Annotated in this window: 13 protein-coding genes and 1 riboswitch; of the genes, 3 read left to right on the forward strand and 10 right to left on the reverse strand. The window is 28.6% G+C overall.

Annotation, left to right across the window (positions count from 1 at the left end; genetic code table 11):
• Window positions 1–139: 139 nt before the first annotated feature.
• Genes ACQ3F0_RS12045 through ACQ3F0_RS12055 form a run of 3 tightly spaced genes read right to left on the reverse strand, consistent with a single transcriptional unit; the run spans window position 140 to window position 3,822 of the window.
• Window positions 140–1,840, reverse strand: a complete 1,701-nt coding sequence (locus ACQ3F0_RS12045; RefSeq protein WP_428865507.1) for a sensor histidine kinase — start codon at window positions 1,838–1,840, stop codon at window positions 140–142.
• A 10-nt stretch (window positions 1,841–1,850) separates the two neighbouring features.
• Window positions 1,851–2,483 (reverse strand): response regulator, encoded by a 633-nt coding sequence (locus ACQ3F0_RS12050; RefSeq protein ID WP_428865508.1) that lies wholly within the window; start codon window positions 2,481–2,483, stop codon window positions 1,851–1,853.
• A 4-nt stretch (window positions 2,484–2,487) separates the two neighbouring features.
• Complete coding sequence (locus tag ACQ3F0_RS12055; protein WP_428865509.1) at window positions 2,488–3,822, reverse strand: hypothetical protein; 1,335 nt, start codon at window positions 3,820–3,822, stop codon at window positions 2,488–2,490.
• A gap of 277 nt (window positions 3,823–4,099) precedes the next feature.
• Between ACQ3F0_RS12055 and ACQ3F0_RS12060 the strand changes: the two genes are divergently transcribed.
• The 3 genes from ACQ3F0_RS12060 (at window position 4,100) to cytX (ending at window position 7,741) form a co-directional block, all read left to right on the forward strand.
• The gene (locus tag ACQ3F0_RS12060; protein ID WP_428865510.1) at window positions 4,100–5,656 is read left to right on the forward strand and encodes an ABC-F family ATP-binding cassette domain-containing protein; all 1,557 of its coding nucleotides are present in this window, start codon (window positions 4,100–4,102) and stop codon (window positions 5,654–5,656) included.
• Between the two features lie 70 nt (window positions 5,657–5,726).
• Window positions 5,727–5,835: riboswitch (TPP riboswitch) on the forward strand.
• Between the two features lie 147 nt (window positions 5,836–5,982).
• Complete coding sequence (gene thiW / locus ACQ3F0_RS12065; RefSeq protein WP_428865511.1) at window positions 5,983–6,480, forward strand: energy coupling factor transporter S component ThiW; 498 nt, start codon at window positions 5,983–5,985, stop codon at window positions 6,478–6,480.
• A 46-nt stretch (window positions 6,481–6,526) separates the two neighbouring features.
• Window positions 6,527–7,741, forward strand: coding sequence for a putative hydroxymethylpyrimidine transporter CytX (gene cytX, locus ACQ3F0_RS12070; protein ID WP_428865513.1), 1,215 nt, complete (start codon window positions 6,527–6,529; stop codon window positions 7,739–7,741).
• Window positions 7,742–7,817: 76 nt separating this feature from the next.
• Here the strand turns inward: cytX and ACQ3F0_RS12075 are convergent, their stop codons facing one another.
• The 7 genes from ACQ3F0_RS12075 to ACQ3F0_RS12105 all read right to left on the reverse strand — a co-directional run bounded on the left by ACQ3F0_RS12075 (window position 7,818) and on the right by ACQ3F0_RS12105 (window position 16,573).
• On the reverse strand, window positions 7,818–9,218 hold the full coding sequence (locus tag ACQ3F0_RS12075; protein WP_428865514.1) for an ABC transporter substrate-binding protein: 1,401 nt from the start codon (window positions 9,216–9,218) through the stop codon (window positions 7,818–7,820).
• Between the two features lie 534 nt (window positions 9,219–9,752).
• The gene (gene gltS / locus ACQ3F0_RS12080; protein WP_428865515.1) at window positions 9,753–10,967 is read right to left on the reverse strand and encodes a sodium/glutamate symporter; all 1,215 of its coding nucleotides are present in this window, start codon (window positions 10,965–10,967) and stop codon (window positions 9,753–9,755) included.
• A gap of 593 nt (window positions 10,968–11,560) precedes the next feature.
• A complete protein-coding gene (locus tag ACQ3F0_RS12085; RefSeq protein ID WP_428865516.1) occupies window positions 11,561–12,241 on the reverse strand; it encodes a response regulator in 681 nt (226 codons plus the stop codon).
• Entirely contained in the window at window positions 12,228–13,781 is a 1,554-nt protein-coding gene (locus ACQ3F0_RS12090) for a sensor histidine kinase (protein WP_428865517.1), read from the reverse strand. The genes ACQ3F0_RS12085 and ACQ3F0_RS12090 overlap by 14 nt, the downstream gene beginning before the upstream one ends.
• A 101-nt stretch (window positions 13,782–13,882) precedes the next feature.
• The gene (locus ACQ3F0_RS12095; protein ID WP_428865518.1) at window positions 13,883–14,785 is read right to left on the reverse strand and encodes a radical SAM protein; all 903 of its coding nucleotides are present in this window, start codon (window positions 14,783–14,785) and stop codon (window positions 13,883–13,885) included.
• Window positions 14,786–14,825: 40 nt separating this feature from the next.
• On the reverse strand, window positions 14,826–16,100 hold the full coding sequence (locus ACQ3F0_RS12100; RefSeq protein WP_428865519.1) for a coproporphyrinogen-III oxidase family protein: 1,275 nt from the start codon (window positions 16,098–16,100) through the stop codon (window positions 14,826–14,828).
• Entirely contained in the window at window positions 16,097–16,573 is a 477-nt protein-coding gene (locus ACQ3F0_RS12105; protein WP_428865520.1) for a helix-turn-helix transcriptional regulator, read from the reverse strand. The genes ACQ3F0_RS12100 and ACQ3F0_RS12105 overlap by 4 nt, the downstream gene beginning before the upstream one ends.
• Window positions 16,574–16,689 lie beyond the last annotated feature (116 nt).

Genomic DNA, 16,689 nt, shown 5'->3' on the forward strand with positions numbered 1-16,689 from the left:
ACCGTTACTAAAATTATAGAAAGAACCCCAGGTTACTACAATATATCTTGAGTTACTACATTGAATCCACCAGCCATTTATTTATAAAAAAAAAATGACTTAAGTAACAAATAAATGCTCTTAGTCATTTTTTCTATATCTAAATTTGTGGAATAATTATTTTGCTAATAAACCCTTCATTTTTTGATGTATTAAAATATACAGATCCTCCTACAAGATTGATTCTTTGTTCAATTCCATTAAGCCCATTTCCCTTTTTCAATTCATTACACCCTATACCATCATCAACAATCATTATATCTATACTGCTATTTTTTATAGAAACTGATACCAATATTTCATTAGCACTTGAATGCTTTAAAGCATTAGTTACAAGTTCAGTACACACTTTCTTTGAAATATCAAATATCTTTTCGTCAATTTTATGAAATGCTCCTTTAAATTTAAAATTAGTTTTTATTCCTACACTTTTTACATAGTCTAGCATTTTAACTAAATCTTTTTTTAAAAGCTCTCCATTATACGAAGTCTTCATACTATCCTTTTCAGAAATTGATTTCATATCCGCTACACCAATATCAATTGAATTTATAGCATTATTCAATGCATCTATACTCATTTTTCTATCTTTATTCTGATAAAGTTTTGATACTTCAAGTAACTTTATTGTAACAACAAGGGAATGTCCGATTATATCATGTAACTCTCTTGCTATATAATTTCTTGCACCAGCTTTTGAAGTTTCCTTTAGCGTTTCAATAGTATTTTCTAATCTTTTATTCGCTTCTACCAAATCAGACTGCTTTTTTATAAGTTCTGCTTCTACCCTTCTATAAGGTGTTATATCTCTTGCAGTAAGAACATGTTGAGTTTCTTTTATTGATGGTATGGTTTTTATACTTATTAACAAACGTAAATTATTAATAATAACTTCCTCTTCATGTTCTTTATTGTTTAATTTACTAACTATTTCATATTTATTTATTATTTCATTCAATTTCTCATAAGGGCTATCCCCAATTGTACTTTTTAGCTTCTTATTAATATAAATAACGTCAAATGTAGAATTAAGAACTCCAATAGGTGTATCTAATTTATGAATGATTTCATGACGCATAATTGGAGAAATATTAAAAAAATCATGCCTAAAGGTTGCATATACAAAGAGTATCGTCGACCAAGTAAATACAATAGGTGTAATATCAAATATAACAAACATTTCTAAAGAAAAAAGAAATCTATGCATTACCTTTGATACATATAAAAGATTCATAATTAACGGAATTATTATTGCAGCTGATATTAAATATTTAGATAAGCTATTCTTACTTTTAAACTGTTTGTTAAACATAAAAGTACAAAAGACTGTCCCCACAATTATAAACCCATATTCAAGAACCATATGCACATAAAATAAAGGTCCAAACTTATCTCCCCAAAAATCATAGCTACTGTAAAACAAATAATGATATGGATTAGTTAAAATAAACAAAAACTGCATAATAGGTAAGATATAAATAAACTTTCTTACCATTTTGGGAATTCTATTACCTTTATAATAAGCATAACTAAATTCCAAAAATGATATTTCTAAAACACAAGCACAGGCATAATAACCAACAATAAAACTCCACCTTAAATTTTCAGTAGGAGCTACTGTTTTAAATATCTTAAAAACCATCCATAATATCATACTAATCTGCATAACTAAAAAAGCCTTCAAAGATTGGTCTCTATTCACTTTCATATAAAAAATCATAAATGCAATAATAGAAATTATAATAGCGATTATATGCACAATACATATAGTAGCTATTTCATACTTTAATAAATAATCCACAATCATACCTCTATTCAATACCATTCTCTACTGCATATACTGCCAACTGTAATCTATCACTTATGCCTAATTTTTCATATATTCTACTCACTTTATTTTTTACTGTACCTTCAGTATAATTAAAACTTCCTCCAATTTCTTTATTGCTTTTTCCCATCACAATTAATCTAATAATTTCTATTTCTTCTAAAGAAAGAATATCCGTATATACTCTCTTATTGCTACTCATCTTCTTAAATCTATCAATCATAATTTTTTTTACACTGTTGTGTATAACAGTAAGTCCATAATTCACACATTTTATAGTTGCTATTAATTCCTCACAGTCAATATCTTTAACAACATATCCATCCGCCTCTCCTACAAATGACTCTATTATATTATCCGTATTATCAAATGTGGTTAAAATAATAACTTTAATATTTGGGTGCTTTTCTTTGATCATTTTCAAGGCTGAAATCCCATCTATATGTGGCATTTCTATGTCCATCAAAACTATATCAGGCATATTCTTATTACAAGATTCTATAGCATCTTTACCTGTTCCAACCATGTCCACTACAGTAATATCAGGATCACTGCTTATTAATTGTCCTATTGATTTTCTTAACAATACTTGATCATCAGCTATTATAATTTTCATTATTCTATCCTCCATAATATTGCATATATGCTGAAACAGCACTTCTAACATCTGCTAAATCTTTCTTAGCATCCAAAATTATATGCTCAATATCAAGAGCAAATTTTTCTTTATCCTGTTCTTGAATTAACTCCTGTATATGATTTCTCAATTCATGCATTGACTTTTCTTGATTAACTGCTATTTGGTCGAGAAGCATGTTTATCTCTTTTTCCTTTTCTAATCTATAAACGATTTTTGAGTAATGATACAATTTTTCATTTATTTTCTCTGTATCTGATTGTTGTTTTTTTAAATTATCTAACATTTTAATAAGTTTGGTTATATCTATAAAAGTTATAATGCTGCCAACTATTTCATCTTTATTTTTTAAATTTTTAATGTTATAAGAAAAATATTTGTTACTTCCTTCATCTAAATATTTAATAAATTTTTTATTATATGAACTTCTTATCATTATTTTCTTTTTAAATAATGGTTCTAAATTATCTACATCAATTTTCTTTACATTTTGAAAAACTTCTGATAATTCTGCACTATTATTCTTATGAATTACACTTCCATTAATATCAATAATAAATACATAATCAAGAATTAAGTCTTTTACATTATAAAAAATTGATGATGTTATTCTATAAGGTCTTAAATAATTAGCTATCAGATTAAACCCTATCAAAAATAGCAAATACATAAAAAGTTCGATAATATTATAAGAATGGAGTAATATTCCTAAGATATAAATTGAAAGCGGTATTATCCAAAAAATAAAAATAGCAATAGAAAATTTCTTATTATTGAAAAGTTTTGTATCAAAATCTTTATCTGGCTTTCGAAGGAAAATAAAGCTAGTTGAAATCAATATCAACCAAAAAGCAACATATAAAAGAATCATATATCCTATTCCAAACCTAATTGAAAAAAAGGAATATTCTTTTATAATAAACTTACTATTTAAAAGTGACATTAGTAGAAGTATTGAAAAAAACATACATGAAAAAATATTAACTAATTGTATAAATTTTTTTGTGATTTTGTAGTAGTTACTAATAACATACCTTAGCAAATAACCAAGTAACATATAATTTATAACCAAAAAAATCATACTTTCAATATTTTTTATTATATATGCAATGTATTCAGATATAATAACTTCTTCTACAAACCTTAAAAAGAGTAATGCTCCTGATAAAATATATATAGATAAAACGTACTTACTATCTTTGCTCCCAAAATTTCTATATACGCTAAGCATTGTACTAATAATTAAAAAAATAATGAGTATTGTTAAAAAAATAATAGTACAAAATTGATGCGTTGAATAATATCTCCCATCACCCATCTTACTTCCTCCAGAAAATTTACATACTTCCTATTTTTAGTATACACTACCCCAATGTCACTTTAAAGTAGCTTAAGTCACTAGTTTTTATATAAAATTATACTATATATTCTTCTTTAAAATGCTAAGTAACTATTATATAATTTAATATGTGTCTTTCTATTAGTATCTAGTAGAACATAGTTTTTAATAAAATCTCTATTAAATTAGTTAATCATAGAATTTAATAAAATAATCTATTGCAAAGCATAAATATAATTAAGAAAGGAATCAAATAATGAGTATTTTAACAGTAAAGAATTTAAGTCATGGTTTTGGAGATCGTGCTATTTTTGATAATGTATCCTTTAGACTTTTAAAAGGAGAACATATCGGTTTAATTGGTGCAAATGGTGAAGGTAAATCTACTTTTATGAATATAATTACAGGTAAATTAGAGCCCGATGACGGAACCATCGAATGGTCTAAGCGTGTAAGAGTTGGGTATCTAGATCAACACACATCACTACAAAGTGGAACAACTATAAAGGATGTACTAAAAAGTGCCTTTAAATATCTTTTTGATTTAGAAAAAGAAGTTACAACTATATGTGACAAAATGGGCGATGCTAACCCAGATGAACTTGAACAATTGATGGAAGAAATGGGTACAATCCAAGATATTCTTGATCATAATGATTTTTATATAATCGATGCTAAGGTTACAGAGATTGCTTCTGGTTTAGGATTGAATGATATTGGTTTAGATAAAGAAGTTCAAGAATTGAGTGGTGGACAGAGAACTAAGGTATTATTAGCTAAACTTCTACTAGAAAAGCCTGATATACTTCTTTTGGACGAGCCTACAAACTACCTTGATGAACAACATATTGTATGGTTAAAACGTTATTTAAATGAATATGAAAATGCATTTATCTTGATTTCTCATGATATTCCATTCCTGAATAGTGTAATCAATCTAATTTACCATATGGGTAATCAGGAACTAAATCGCTATGTAGGAGACTACGATAACTTCAAACAAGTTTATGAAGCTAGAAAAAAACAAGTAGAAGCAGCATATAAAAAGCAACAGAAAGAAATCGAAGATTTAAAAGATTTTGTTGCTAGAAATAAGGCTAGAGTTTCTACAAGAAATATGGCAATGTCTAGACAAAAGAAATTAGATAAAATGGAGCTTATAGAACTAGATAAAGAAAAACCAAAACCAACTTTCAACTTTAAACCTGCACGAACTCCAGATAAACTAATTTTTGAAACTAAAGATTTAGTAATTGGATATGATGAACCTCTATCTAAACCTTTGAACTTGCTTATGGAACGTGGACAAAAAATTGCTTTAGTTGGTGCTAACGGTCTAGGAAAAACAACTTTACTTAGAAGTATTTTAGGTGAAATTCCTGCCATTTCAGGTGAAGTTGAACTAGGCGACCATCAGCATATTGGATATTTTCAACAAGAGATAAAAGAAGCTAATTATAATAGTTGTATAGAGGAAGTATGGCAAGAGTTTCCTTCATATACTCAGTACGAAGTCCGTGCAGCATTAGCAAAATGCGGTCTTACAACTAAACACATAGAAAGTAAAGTGCTAGTCTTAAGTGGTGGTGAACAAGCTAAAGTTCGATTATGTAAAATAATAAACAGAGAATCAAATATACTTGTTCTAGACGAGCCTACTAATCACCTTGACGTAGATGCCAAAGATGAACTAAAACGTGCACTAAAAGAATACAAAGGTAGCATTCTTTTAATCTGCCACGAACCAGAATTCTATAACGATATAGTAACCGACGTATGGAACTGTGAGTCCTGGACGACTAAAATAGTTTAGAACCGCTTCGCAATTTTTTCTTGATTAAAATCATGAGCTATGCTAAGATAATTTTATAATAAAATAGTAAATTTTAACACAGGGGAGCTGGTAATTCCAGCTGAGAGTAAGAATTAAATTCTTAGACCCTTAACCTGATCTGGATAATGCCAGCGTAGGACGTTGTTTATGAAAATGTAATTTCTAACACAAATCTACGGATTTGTGTTTTTTTATTTCACTTCCATAAAAACTCTTTCACTCTTATTACCTTAGTTAAAATATTAATTGATATATTTGTTTGAAGGTTAACTCTCAACTCCTGTTATTGAAAAGGAGAATTTCTTATGAAAACCAAAAAATTAGTTTTTTCAGCACTATTAACTGCACTTGGCATCGTAACTGGAAGTTTAATTTTTTTCCCTGTTGGTGCCTCAAAATGTTTTCCTGTGCAGCATTTCATCAATGTCTTTTCAGCAATCACTCTCGGGCCTATCTATAGTGTATCTATCGCATTTTGCATTTCATTAATGCGAAATATTTTAGGTACTGGTTCTCTTTTAGCTTTTCCTGGTTCTATGATTGGAGCATTCCTTGCAGCTATGTTGTACAAACATACTAAAAAATATTTAATTGCTGTATTTGGTGAAATACTGGGAACAGGAATTATTGGTGGGATTATCGCATACCCTGTTGCTACCTTATTTATGGGTAAATCAGTTGCTTTATTTTTCTTTGTTATACCTTTTCTACTCAGTACTACAGTTGGAAGTATCATTGCTTATATATTGATAAAGACATTAGATTCAATGAAAATTCTAAAGCTAAAAGATAGCTTACATTAATAAACAAATTATTTCTAATGATTATACAAAAAGGCAGGTATATAATATGGCAAATAATGAAAACAAATTATCTTTTTGGAGTTTAGCATTTTTATGGTGCGGAGCTTCTATATCAATAGCTGAAATATTAACTGGGGGATTTATTGCTCCTCTTGGTTTTAAAATTGGTTTAGTAACTATTATAATTGGACATCTTATAGGTACAGTAATCTTAGCTTTAGGTGGAATTATAGGAACTCGTGAGAGAATACCCGCGATTACCTCAACAAGAATTTCTTTTGGACTATATGGCACTTATTTATTCTCTATTTTAAATGTACTTCAATTATTGGGATGGACAGCTATAATGATTAAATCAGCTGCTCTATCTTTAAATGTGATAAGCGATACTCTATGGAACATTAATAACATATCCCTTTGGATTATATTAATCGGATTATGTATTTGCTTCTGGATTTTCCTTGGAATAAAAAGTTTTAAGAAATTAAATGTTATAGCCGTTGTTTTATTGTTTGGTTTAACTCTTGTGCTTGCATCAGTTATATTTTCTAATCAAAGCTTGTTTAGTAGCATAGGTGATAATTCTATTTCATTCGGAGGAGCCCTAGAACTTTCTGTGGTAATGCCACTTTCTTGGTTACCATTAATCGCAGACTATACTAGATTTGCAAAATCTGAAAAAGCTGGTACTTACGGTAGTTTTATTGGTTATTTTTTAGGAAGCTCATGGATGTACGTTATTGGTCTAGGTGCTGCTATTGTTACTCAAAATCCAGATCCATCAGCTATTATGTTAGCTGCAAATCTTGGAATTACAGCCTTCGGAATTGTTTTCTTATCTACAATAACAACTACTTTTATGGATGCTTATTCTGCTGGGGTTACTTTTTTAAATCTTATGCCTAAACTTAATGAAAAGAAAGTTTCTATATTTATGACAGTTATAGGTACATTAATATCATTAGTATTTGCTATTGAAAATTACGACTTTTTCTTGTATGCGATAGGCTCAGTTTTTGCTCCATTATTTTCAATTTTACTAACTGATTACTTTATCATCAAGGTAAGAACAAAAGTTGACGAAAAACTTTTATTGAATATAGGTGCTGTTGTTGTATGGATTATAGGTGTTTCATTATACTATGTATTTATAAGGTATGATTTTATACTAGGGGCTACCCTTCCTACAATGATAGTGACTGGATTGTTGTATTTTGTAAGCTGGAGTTTTATGAAATCATGGAAGCTTAATGAAAAATAGACAGGTTATCTAAAAAAATAGGGACGATTCAAGATATATCAATCCTCCCTATTTTTTTAATCACTTATTACAAAAATTATTTAACTTTAATATCAAAATCTTTATCTATATAAAGATTTATATCTAACCCTTCTTTTATTGCTTCATCTAATGATTCATTATATCTTTTTTCTAAATCATCTAACCCTCTATCTATATCTATCTTTCCAAGTAGTATATTGGTAAATACTTCTGAATAGTCATCCCCCTCTAGTCTTAAAGCTGTAGTAGGTACCTGTTTTCTAAAATATGAATTAGGTGTATTTGCAAAAGATTTAAGTTGTTCTGTCTCTGGTTGTTTTATAACTATCCCTTCAATATCATCTGAATATGGTATATGCATTCCTGTCTCGTAAGCTTTTGCTAACGCTGCTTTAACTATAAACTTATATGCTTCCATTGTTTTTTCCTTTTTATATTCAGCAGCTTGCCCTATGCATACAAGACTTCCTGTTTGTAAAACTTCTTTATATTGTTTATTAGAATCAATTACTAATGGTTTTACGACTGCCCAATCAATATCTGTAGTGAACTGAGTTGTGAATACACCTACATCCCAGCTAGCAGCTGTTAACATACCAATTTTTCCTTCAGCAAATTGTACCCTAACCACGTCATTGCTATTCCATTTTGCTCCTGGAAACCAGCTTCCCTCTTTATAAATTTCACTTAATATTTTTAATACTGGTTTATATTTACTCCACTCATATCTTCCTGTATTCATGTTAAATCCTTGGTCAATTCCTAGTGCAGCAACAGATTGTGGTATTATACCATTAGTTATATAATAATCCCATTTCAGAGGAACTCCTAATCCGTATTCAACACCTTCACCTTGTTCTGTTATAATTTTCGCATATTCTCTAACATCTTCCCATGTTTTAGGTTCTTTTGCTTCCCCATTTTCATCAACAATTCCTGCTTTTTTGAACAAATCTTTATTATAAATTACTCTATAAGATATTTTTGTTATAGGTACTCTATATGTTTTTCCCTCCACTACATGAGTTATCGGTAACAAAACATCTTGATTATGTGTTGCTAAGAACTCCTTACCACCTGGCATATCATCAATAGGTAAAATCCATCCTATCTCCGCAAACTTATTTATTTCATTATTGACTTTAATCAATTCTGGTCCTTCACCTGCATTACATGCAACCTCAATGGTATTTTCATAATATGTACCTTCATAGTTTCTAAACTGAATGAATATCCCCTTTTCTTTTCCGATAGTCTGATTAAATTCGTTTACTATCTCTATCAAAAATTTCTTACTACCACCATAATTTCCCCACCAGTGAATAGTTTCCATTTTAACTTCACCATTTAAATAATCTTGAGTTGATTGTTCCTTGTCTTTTTTACCACAACCAGCTAATGATACAACAATCGTTAAAATAATAAATAATGATTTTATATTAAATTTTATTATCATTTTTCCTACTCCTCTGTAAAGATTAAATTTAGTAATTATTTACAAATATAGCGCATATTCCATGTTTAGATTACAAAATATTCTTTATTCTATATCAACAATTTTTCTTTACAAAGACTAAAAGCATTATCTAATTACTTTAATAATGATATATTTTAATCAAAACCTAAAAAAGCTATTAAAAATAATGTTAGAATTAATCTAATACTATTTTAATAGCTTTATATTTTAAATTTTAAAGGGGTAACGTAGTTGGCACCACGCAGGATAACTTTCTCAAATCCTTATACCTTGTAAAGTTTGGACTACCCTAGCTATTTTTTCATCTGCACATCATGGGTGTGCGCAAAGGAGGGTGGATTTGCACCACAGTAAAATAACAAAACTTACTAAATATTTATGGATTAACTATTAAAGCTAACTATTTTCTAGATAGCTTATTTTTATTGTTACAATTAATATAACAGCAAAAATAAACCATCTAGCAAAAAAACAGGGTAGGTATCTCCTACCCCAAATTAAAAATAAATTTTATTATTTAAAGAAATTCAAAAACGCAGTTATAATAGCAGAATTGGTAAAGTTGCTAATTAATCCTCCAACGATAGGAACAACAAAGAATGCAATTCTTGAATATGAATACTTATCACAAACAGTTTTCATAGTAGTCATTGAAACTGGCACTGCCCCTGTTCCAAATCCTAAATGTCCAACAGCCATAACTGCAGCATCATAATCTTTACCCATAGCTCTGAAAGTAACTTGAGTAACAAATAAGTAAACCAATAAGATTTGTGCAAATAATAATACCATCATTGGTACTGCCAATGCAGCTAATTCCCATAATCTCATGCTCATTATTGCCATAGTTACAAATAATCCCAAAGAAACTTCTCCAATTACATCAATTTCTTGATAAATAGCTTTATCAGTCGGCTTTTTAATAGCATCATATACATTACGAACGATAACACCAGCTAACATACACATTACATGAATTGGCAATACAACATTAGGTAACGCAACTTTAGCTAAATCAAATATATAAGACCCTAGACCCACTGATACCAATACTATAAATACTGCTTCTGTAGTTCTTTTCTTGTCCAAGAAAACTCTTTGAGTGTCAGCAGCCACTTCAGCAGCAGCATTACCTATAGAATCTTTAGAACCTGCCTCTGCAAGACCATATTTTGAAACCAGTCTATTTCCTACAGGACCCCCAATAATTGAACCTGCGCATAATCCAAAAGTAGCAGCAGCTATTGCAACACTCATTGCACCTGTAGCTCCAAATCCTTCTGCAATTGGAGCAAATGCAGCTGAGTTTCCGTGTCCACCAGTCATTGGTACTGAACCTGTCATTAATGCGATTAATGGTTGAACATTAAGTAATTTTCCTACTCCTACTGCAACGGAATTTTGTAAAAAGGCTAAAGCCGCTGCTAAAACAACAAATATACCAACTTTTTTACCACCTGTTTTTAACAATCCTAATCCTGCAGCACATCCGCTAGCAGCAAAGAAAACATTCATAAATAGTTTTTGTATTCCTTTATCAAATGCAAAAGTTACAATTCCCAAATTCTTAAAAAGCAAAGCTAATATAGCAAATAAAAGACCACCAATAACTGATGCAGGTATACAATATTTTGTGAAGATTTTGAACTTTCCTTTGATTTTACCTCCTAAAAGCAATAAAAATACTGCAAAAAGAATCGTTTTTAATACATCCATTTCCATATTCATACTTTGATCCCCTTTCCGTTTTTTGTTTTTTTAACCTTTGTAAACTAAATTTGAATATTTTAAACTAAATATTTCTATACCTCCTCTTTATCAAAATTTATATTTATCTAAATCTTACATTCCACTTAGTGGAATACATTCCATCAAGTGATTAAAAATAGTGGAATGATTATCTATGATAGATTTTTCATTCCATAATTATAATTTGTTAATCTCTTCCTTACTATAACCATAAAAGCTACTACAAAAAGAATCGTTTTCAATGTATTCTCTTCTATACTCATGTTTTAATCTCATTTTTATTTTATCTCTATCCCATTGCAAAGTATTTCAATTACCTAAAAAATTAATTCAAACATATCTTAATATTATAGAATTTTCGTACTTTTAGTAAGTAGCATCTTTTGTACAACATTTCAGAACTTTCAACAAAAAAGTTATACAAATGTTGTATATAACAATGTTATATACGCTTCTTCTATCCACCAAAAAATTTAATTTACGAATTCCTTGTATAATAAAAAAAACCCGATGAATATTAAGATTTATTAAATCTAATATACTCATCAAGGCAAAAATAAAAATATCTTTATTTAATCATTATAATATATATCAAAAAAGTTAAGTTGCTTCAATTTCTTAACCACATCTTTCATTTTTTTTTCTTGGAATTTTTTTAGAATTTTATTTACTTGTCCTCTAATTGTTATTTCTTCAACATATCGTTGCTTAGCAATTTGTTTATATTTACAACCATTATATACAGCTTTTAATATTTCAAATTCACTATTAGTAAGTTTAGACACAATATTAAGTGTCTCGATTAAAGAACTCTGAGCATTTCTAAGCCTAGTAAATTCTCCAAGTATTTTTTCTGCTATATCGGGTCTTAGAGATAATTGATTATTGTATACATTTCTTATAGACTGGAGTATCTTTACTACTGAACTTGTTTTTACTATATAATCCATAGCCCCTGAACTATATGCTGCAAATAAAAGCTCATCTTCTTGGTGTATAGTAAGTACAATAATTTTTACATTAGCTAGTTCTTCTTTTATAAGTTTAATTGCTTCAATTCCTGCCATTCTTGATTCCATTTGTATGTCCATTAGCACTACATCAGGCTTTTGTTCCTTAACTACTTTAACTCCTTCTATACCACTATTTGCAGTACCTATCACTTCCATATCAGGTTCGTTATTAAGAATCATCTTAAAATAATCTACAATGTTTTTCATATCATCTACTATTACAATTTTAATTTTTGACATTATTTTCATGCTCCCCCTTGACCCTATCTAATAATATATGGAACGATGTATATTCACCTTCTTTACTAGTTACCCAAATATGCCCACAATGTTTGTTGATTACTTTATTTACATAACTGAGCCCAATGCCCCAATTATTCTGTTTTGATTTGGTTGAATAATATTCTGTAAATATTTTTTTTAAATATTGTTTTTTTATGCCTATTCCATTATCTGTAATCACAATGTAAACCCATCGATTCTCTACATTAACTTCTATCTGTATTATTCCCTCATCTTTATCAGTACAATTTATTGCTTCAATAGAATTCTGAACTATGTTTACAATTGACTTCATTAGATGATAAAAATCAATATTTGAACATGCTTCATATTCATAATAGTTTTTCTTAATCTTAATATTTTTAGGGACCTGAACTTCATTTAACGCCATCTCTATAACATCAACTATTCTATGATAGCTAGGCCTATATTGTAATTCTTTCAAAGAATTAAGCCCCCTTGAAATATTACTTAATGTAAAATTACTAAGCTTTATAATCTCATTAACTGCCTCTTTTCCAATCTCATTATCATAATTATTATTTGCTTGTTCAGCAAGTATTTTTACACTAAATAATATATTCTTTTGAGAATGCATCATATCTCTTATATTTGAATTCATTGTTCTCATATTTCTATTCATAGTCTTCTCTTTAAATAATCCAAAATTACTTACCATACGGTATTTCATCAATATTATTAGTAAAACTATCATAACAAAAATAAATATAATTGGCACAATATCAAAATAATAAAAAGGTATATCACATAAGTTCATATTATAAATCCAAAAACCTGTATCAAATAGATTGGTATAGGCTATTTCAAAAGGCCCAAATAGAAAGAAAATATTAAATGATATATTCAATACTAGAAAGCTTGCTGCCAATGAAAGTACTTGCTTTTTAATCATAGAAATCTTAGTTTCAATAAAATACTGAAAAAGTACATAGAGTGGATAAAATAAATAAAGTTCTACAACCAACTTATTAATGATATCAACAAATTTTATTATTTGTTTTATGTGACCTGAAGAAATGATCCAATTATCTTGATGAATTTTAATAAAAATTTTGTATCCCATTTCTGCATCATATAACCAAACAATAGCTATAGGAAACACTGATAGAATTAATATTTTTATAATATTCTTCTTGCAGAATATGGTTTCTCGATCACTACCTTTAATAAACTCATAAACAAATAAAGGAACCGTAATCAAGTACATTGATATCCCAATATTCATAAGCCTCGTAATGTCTGAAAAACTTATTTTAAATATCTCAATAATATACATATATAGTAAGTAATCATAATAAAATAATATATTATTATTATAAAAATAATTTCCAACTCTTGATATCTCTAATACTGCTGCAAAAATTGCTAAACTTAATCCGATAAACCCAGTTATTAATATCCATATGTATTTATTTTTATAATCTTTTATCAATATAGCAATAGAAAATAAAGCAAATATTATTATTATATAGAGCATATTATCCTCCTATCATTCTATGACTTATATTATATTATATTATACTTTCTTTATTTTCAAAATACGTATACATAGAAATCCTTCTTCTGATATATAAAGAGCTACACATACTTTAAATAAGTTCTCAACATATCCCAAATAGCTCTGATATTACCACTAAACAACAAAGAAAACTCAGTAGCAAATAAATACCCACATTCTTCGCATAAACCATCAATCTCAACGCAACGACCACACACATATCTTTTTCCGTTTTCAGAAACTATACACTGGTAACATGGACTTGTCCATCGCTTATCCAAATATGCATCAAGACCACTTTTTAAATTAAATATTGGCAACTTGTTATTAATCATCTTTTTTATTATATTTACTACATTTATTTTCTGTTCCAAGCTCAAACTTAAGCTCTCAGTACCTTCATAAGGTGTATGAAAATTAAAAGAAATAGAATTTATATTAGGATGCTCATTAGCTAATTTACCAACATTCTCAACATCTTCATAATTGAACTTATTAACCGCCATGTAAATACAAATATTAGAATCATTAGCTTTTTCTAAATTCTTCATAATAGTATCAAAAGTATCACCTCTGATGAGATTGTGTTTTTCTCTCATACCATCTAAACTCAGAAATATTACATCCGCTTCTGGAATATCCAGATCAACAGTCCCATTAGTAACAACATTAACTATATAAAACCCAATTTCTCTAGCTTCTTTTATTAAATCTCGGATATTCTTATCTTTATCCTCCCAAAGCATTGTTTCCCCTCCACAGAAAAACAAAATTCTTATACCCTCATCATAAAAATCCTCCATCTCTTTTCGAATACTCTCATATGAATGCATAACTTTATTAATATTATTCACAGCACAATGCTTGCAAGTTAAATTGCAATAATCCGTCAAAATAATTGTTCCAAGAATAGGCTTTTTCTGCTTAAATAAAATTGTCTTAATACCAAAACTAGCTAATGATATAAAATCTCTTTTTCTCATATTAACCCTCCAAAAGTTGTGAACCATCCCTAAATTTTGACTAAATCTTAATTTCCTCAATCCATGCCTTCTCCATAGATGACTGCCACAGCTTATTAAGGTAATGTATTGAATATTGTTTTTCTACATAGTGATAAGCATATCGCCCAAAGTTAGTAAGAACCAATTTATTTTGCTGTTGTTTACTCATTCTCAAAAACTTAAGTGCGGTAAATAATAATCTAAATTCTTTTTTCATATCTTTACCAAACAATTCTTTAAATCTATTTTCGTCTATTACCCCATCGTAACATCTCCAAAATATCCAGAATATCATCTTCTCTTTTTCATTCATTACGTTCACTAGATTAATAGGCTTCTTTTTTTCATTAACAGCTTTAATATATTCATCAACATTAAACGTATTTAGATAAAAATAATCTCCAAACAATGAACTTGCTCCAGCACCCAGTCCTATGAAACTCTCCCTCGTTACTGAGGTATATCTGTTATTATCTTCTTTTCCATAAGTCCATACAGAATTCCGTTTATAACCATACTCACTTGAAATTGCATCAATTAATTTAAGAATATTTATTTCCTGAAATTCATTAAATCTTGATAATCCTCTATCATTTATAACTTTGCTCATATTAGTTAATGGGAATACTATTAATGGATATATAGAAAGTTGATCTATTCCATAAGAATATACTTTTTTTAAATCATATTCAATTTGCTCAATGCTTTGACCTGGGAGATTACTCATTATATCTATATCAACACATTTAAAGCCATAAGATTTTATTAATTTTATAGCTATATCTATATCTTTTGCAGTGTAATTTCTTCCCAAAAACTTTAATATATCATCATCAAAGGTCTGAACCCCTAAACTTATCATGTTTACCCCAAGCTCTTTTAATGTATTTAGTAAATTAGTATTGACTTGGGAAGGGTAAACTTCCATACCAATATCACCGTCAAAACTAATAGTTTTTTTAATATATTGGATAAATTCTATTAACTCCTTGGCAACTAATGTAGGCGTTCCCCCACCAAAATATATAGAAGTGATTTTTTTATTCTGAATTTCATCTTTGTACAAATTGAATTCTTTTAGAAGTGCCTCTACATATTTTTCAGCCATATTTTTTTCATAAACAACCTTATTATAGGGACAATACGGGCAAATACTTTTACAGAATGGAATATGTATATAAATCCCTATTTCTTCTTCAATTCTTGAAAAATCAATCATCCTACTTTCATAACCTTTAAAGATAAATTTATCTTTTTTTCCTAATATTATTCTGCTCAACAAATCTGTAATCATATTTCTCCTCCACCCATAGATAGTTCACTATATCTTTTTTTTATATAATCAATATCAAAAGAAAAGCTAATTCTTCTATTTTTGTTATCAAGAATTCTATAATGGTTACTTACTATATTTACTTGAATTTTAAAATTTTCGTTACCTTCCACTTCTTTCCACCAAATTTTACCACCCATCGTTGCACTTAAAAGGTTATTATAATTTTCTTCATAGTTATCAAAAGCAAGACAACGAATTATATCTTGTGTATCTCCACCAAAAGTCATTTGTAAAATTTCACTATCTTTAAATATTGAACAAACAGAAATAGCTCCCATCCACCCAATACTTGATCTGCCTTTTTCAACCTGAACTAAGGTCTTTTTTGATATTCCGATTATTCTTGCCATTTTGTCCTGAGTAAAATCCTTCTCATTTCTTATTAATTTTACCTTTGAATCAATTTTATCTATAAATTCTTCTCTATTCAATTCTTTGCCTCCGCCTCAATATTTAGTGTATTTTATTTATCTATAGTGTAATATTACACCTTTTATGCATATTTGTAAATTAATCAAAGACAAAAAAACTATAATTTTATATAAAT

The sequence above is a fragment of the Clostridium sediminicola genome (assembly GCF_050402865.1).
In the GTDB taxonomy this organism is placed as follows: domain Bacteria; phylum Bacillota; class Clostridia; order Clostridiales; family Clostridiaceae; genus Clostridium_AF; species Clostridium_AF sediminicola.

What these genes read in the sequence shown, in the direction of transcription:
- ACQ3F0_RS12050 (WP_428865508.1), bottom strand. Translation starts at nt 2,483, where the DNA reads ATGAAAATTATAATAGCTGATGATCAAGTATTGTTAAGAAAATCAATA.
- ACQ3F0_RS12055 (WP_428865509.1), bottom strand. Translation starts at nt 3,822, where the DNA reads ATGGGTGATGGGAGATATTATTCAACGCATCAATTTTGTACTATTATT.
- ACQ3F0_RS12060 (WP_428865510.1), top strand. Translation starts at nt 4,100, where the DNA reads ATGAGTATTTTAACAGTAAAGAATTTAAGTCATGGTTTTGGAGATCGT.
- thiW (WP_428865511.1), top strand. Translation starts at nt 5,983, where the DNA reads ATGAAAACCAAAAAATTAGTTTTTTCAGCACTATTAACTGCACTTGGC.
- cytX (WP_428865513.1), top strand. Translation starts at nt 6,527, where the DNA reads ATGGCAAATAATGAAAACAAATTATCTTTTTGGAGTTTAGCATTTTTA.
- ACQ3F0_RS12075 (WP_428865514.1), bottom strand. Translation starts at nt 9,218, where the DNA reads ATGATAATAAAATTTAATATAAAATCATTATTTATTATTTTAACGATT.
- gltS (WP_428865515.1), bottom strand. Translation starts at nt 10,967, where the DNA reads ATGAATATGGAAATGGATGTATTAAAAACGATTCTTTTTGCAGTATTT.
- ACQ3F0_RS12085 (WP_428865516.1), bottom strand. Translation starts at nt 12,241, where the DNA reads ATGTCAAAAATTAAAATTGTAATAGTAGATGATATGAAAAACATTGTA.
- ACQ3F0_RS12090 (WP_428865517.1), bottom strand. Translation starts at nt 13,781, where the DNA reads ATGCTCTATATAATAATAATATTTGCTTTATTTTCTATTGCTATATTG.
- ACQ3F0_RS12095 (WP_428865518.1), bottom strand. Translation starts at nt 14,785, where the DNA reads ATGAGAAAAAGAGATTTTATATCATTAGCTAGTTTTGGTATTAAGACA.
- ACQ3F0_RS12100 (WP_428865519.1), bottom strand. Translation starts at nt 16,100, where the DNA reads ATGATTACAGATTTGTTGAGCAGAATAATATTAGGAAAAAAAGATAAA.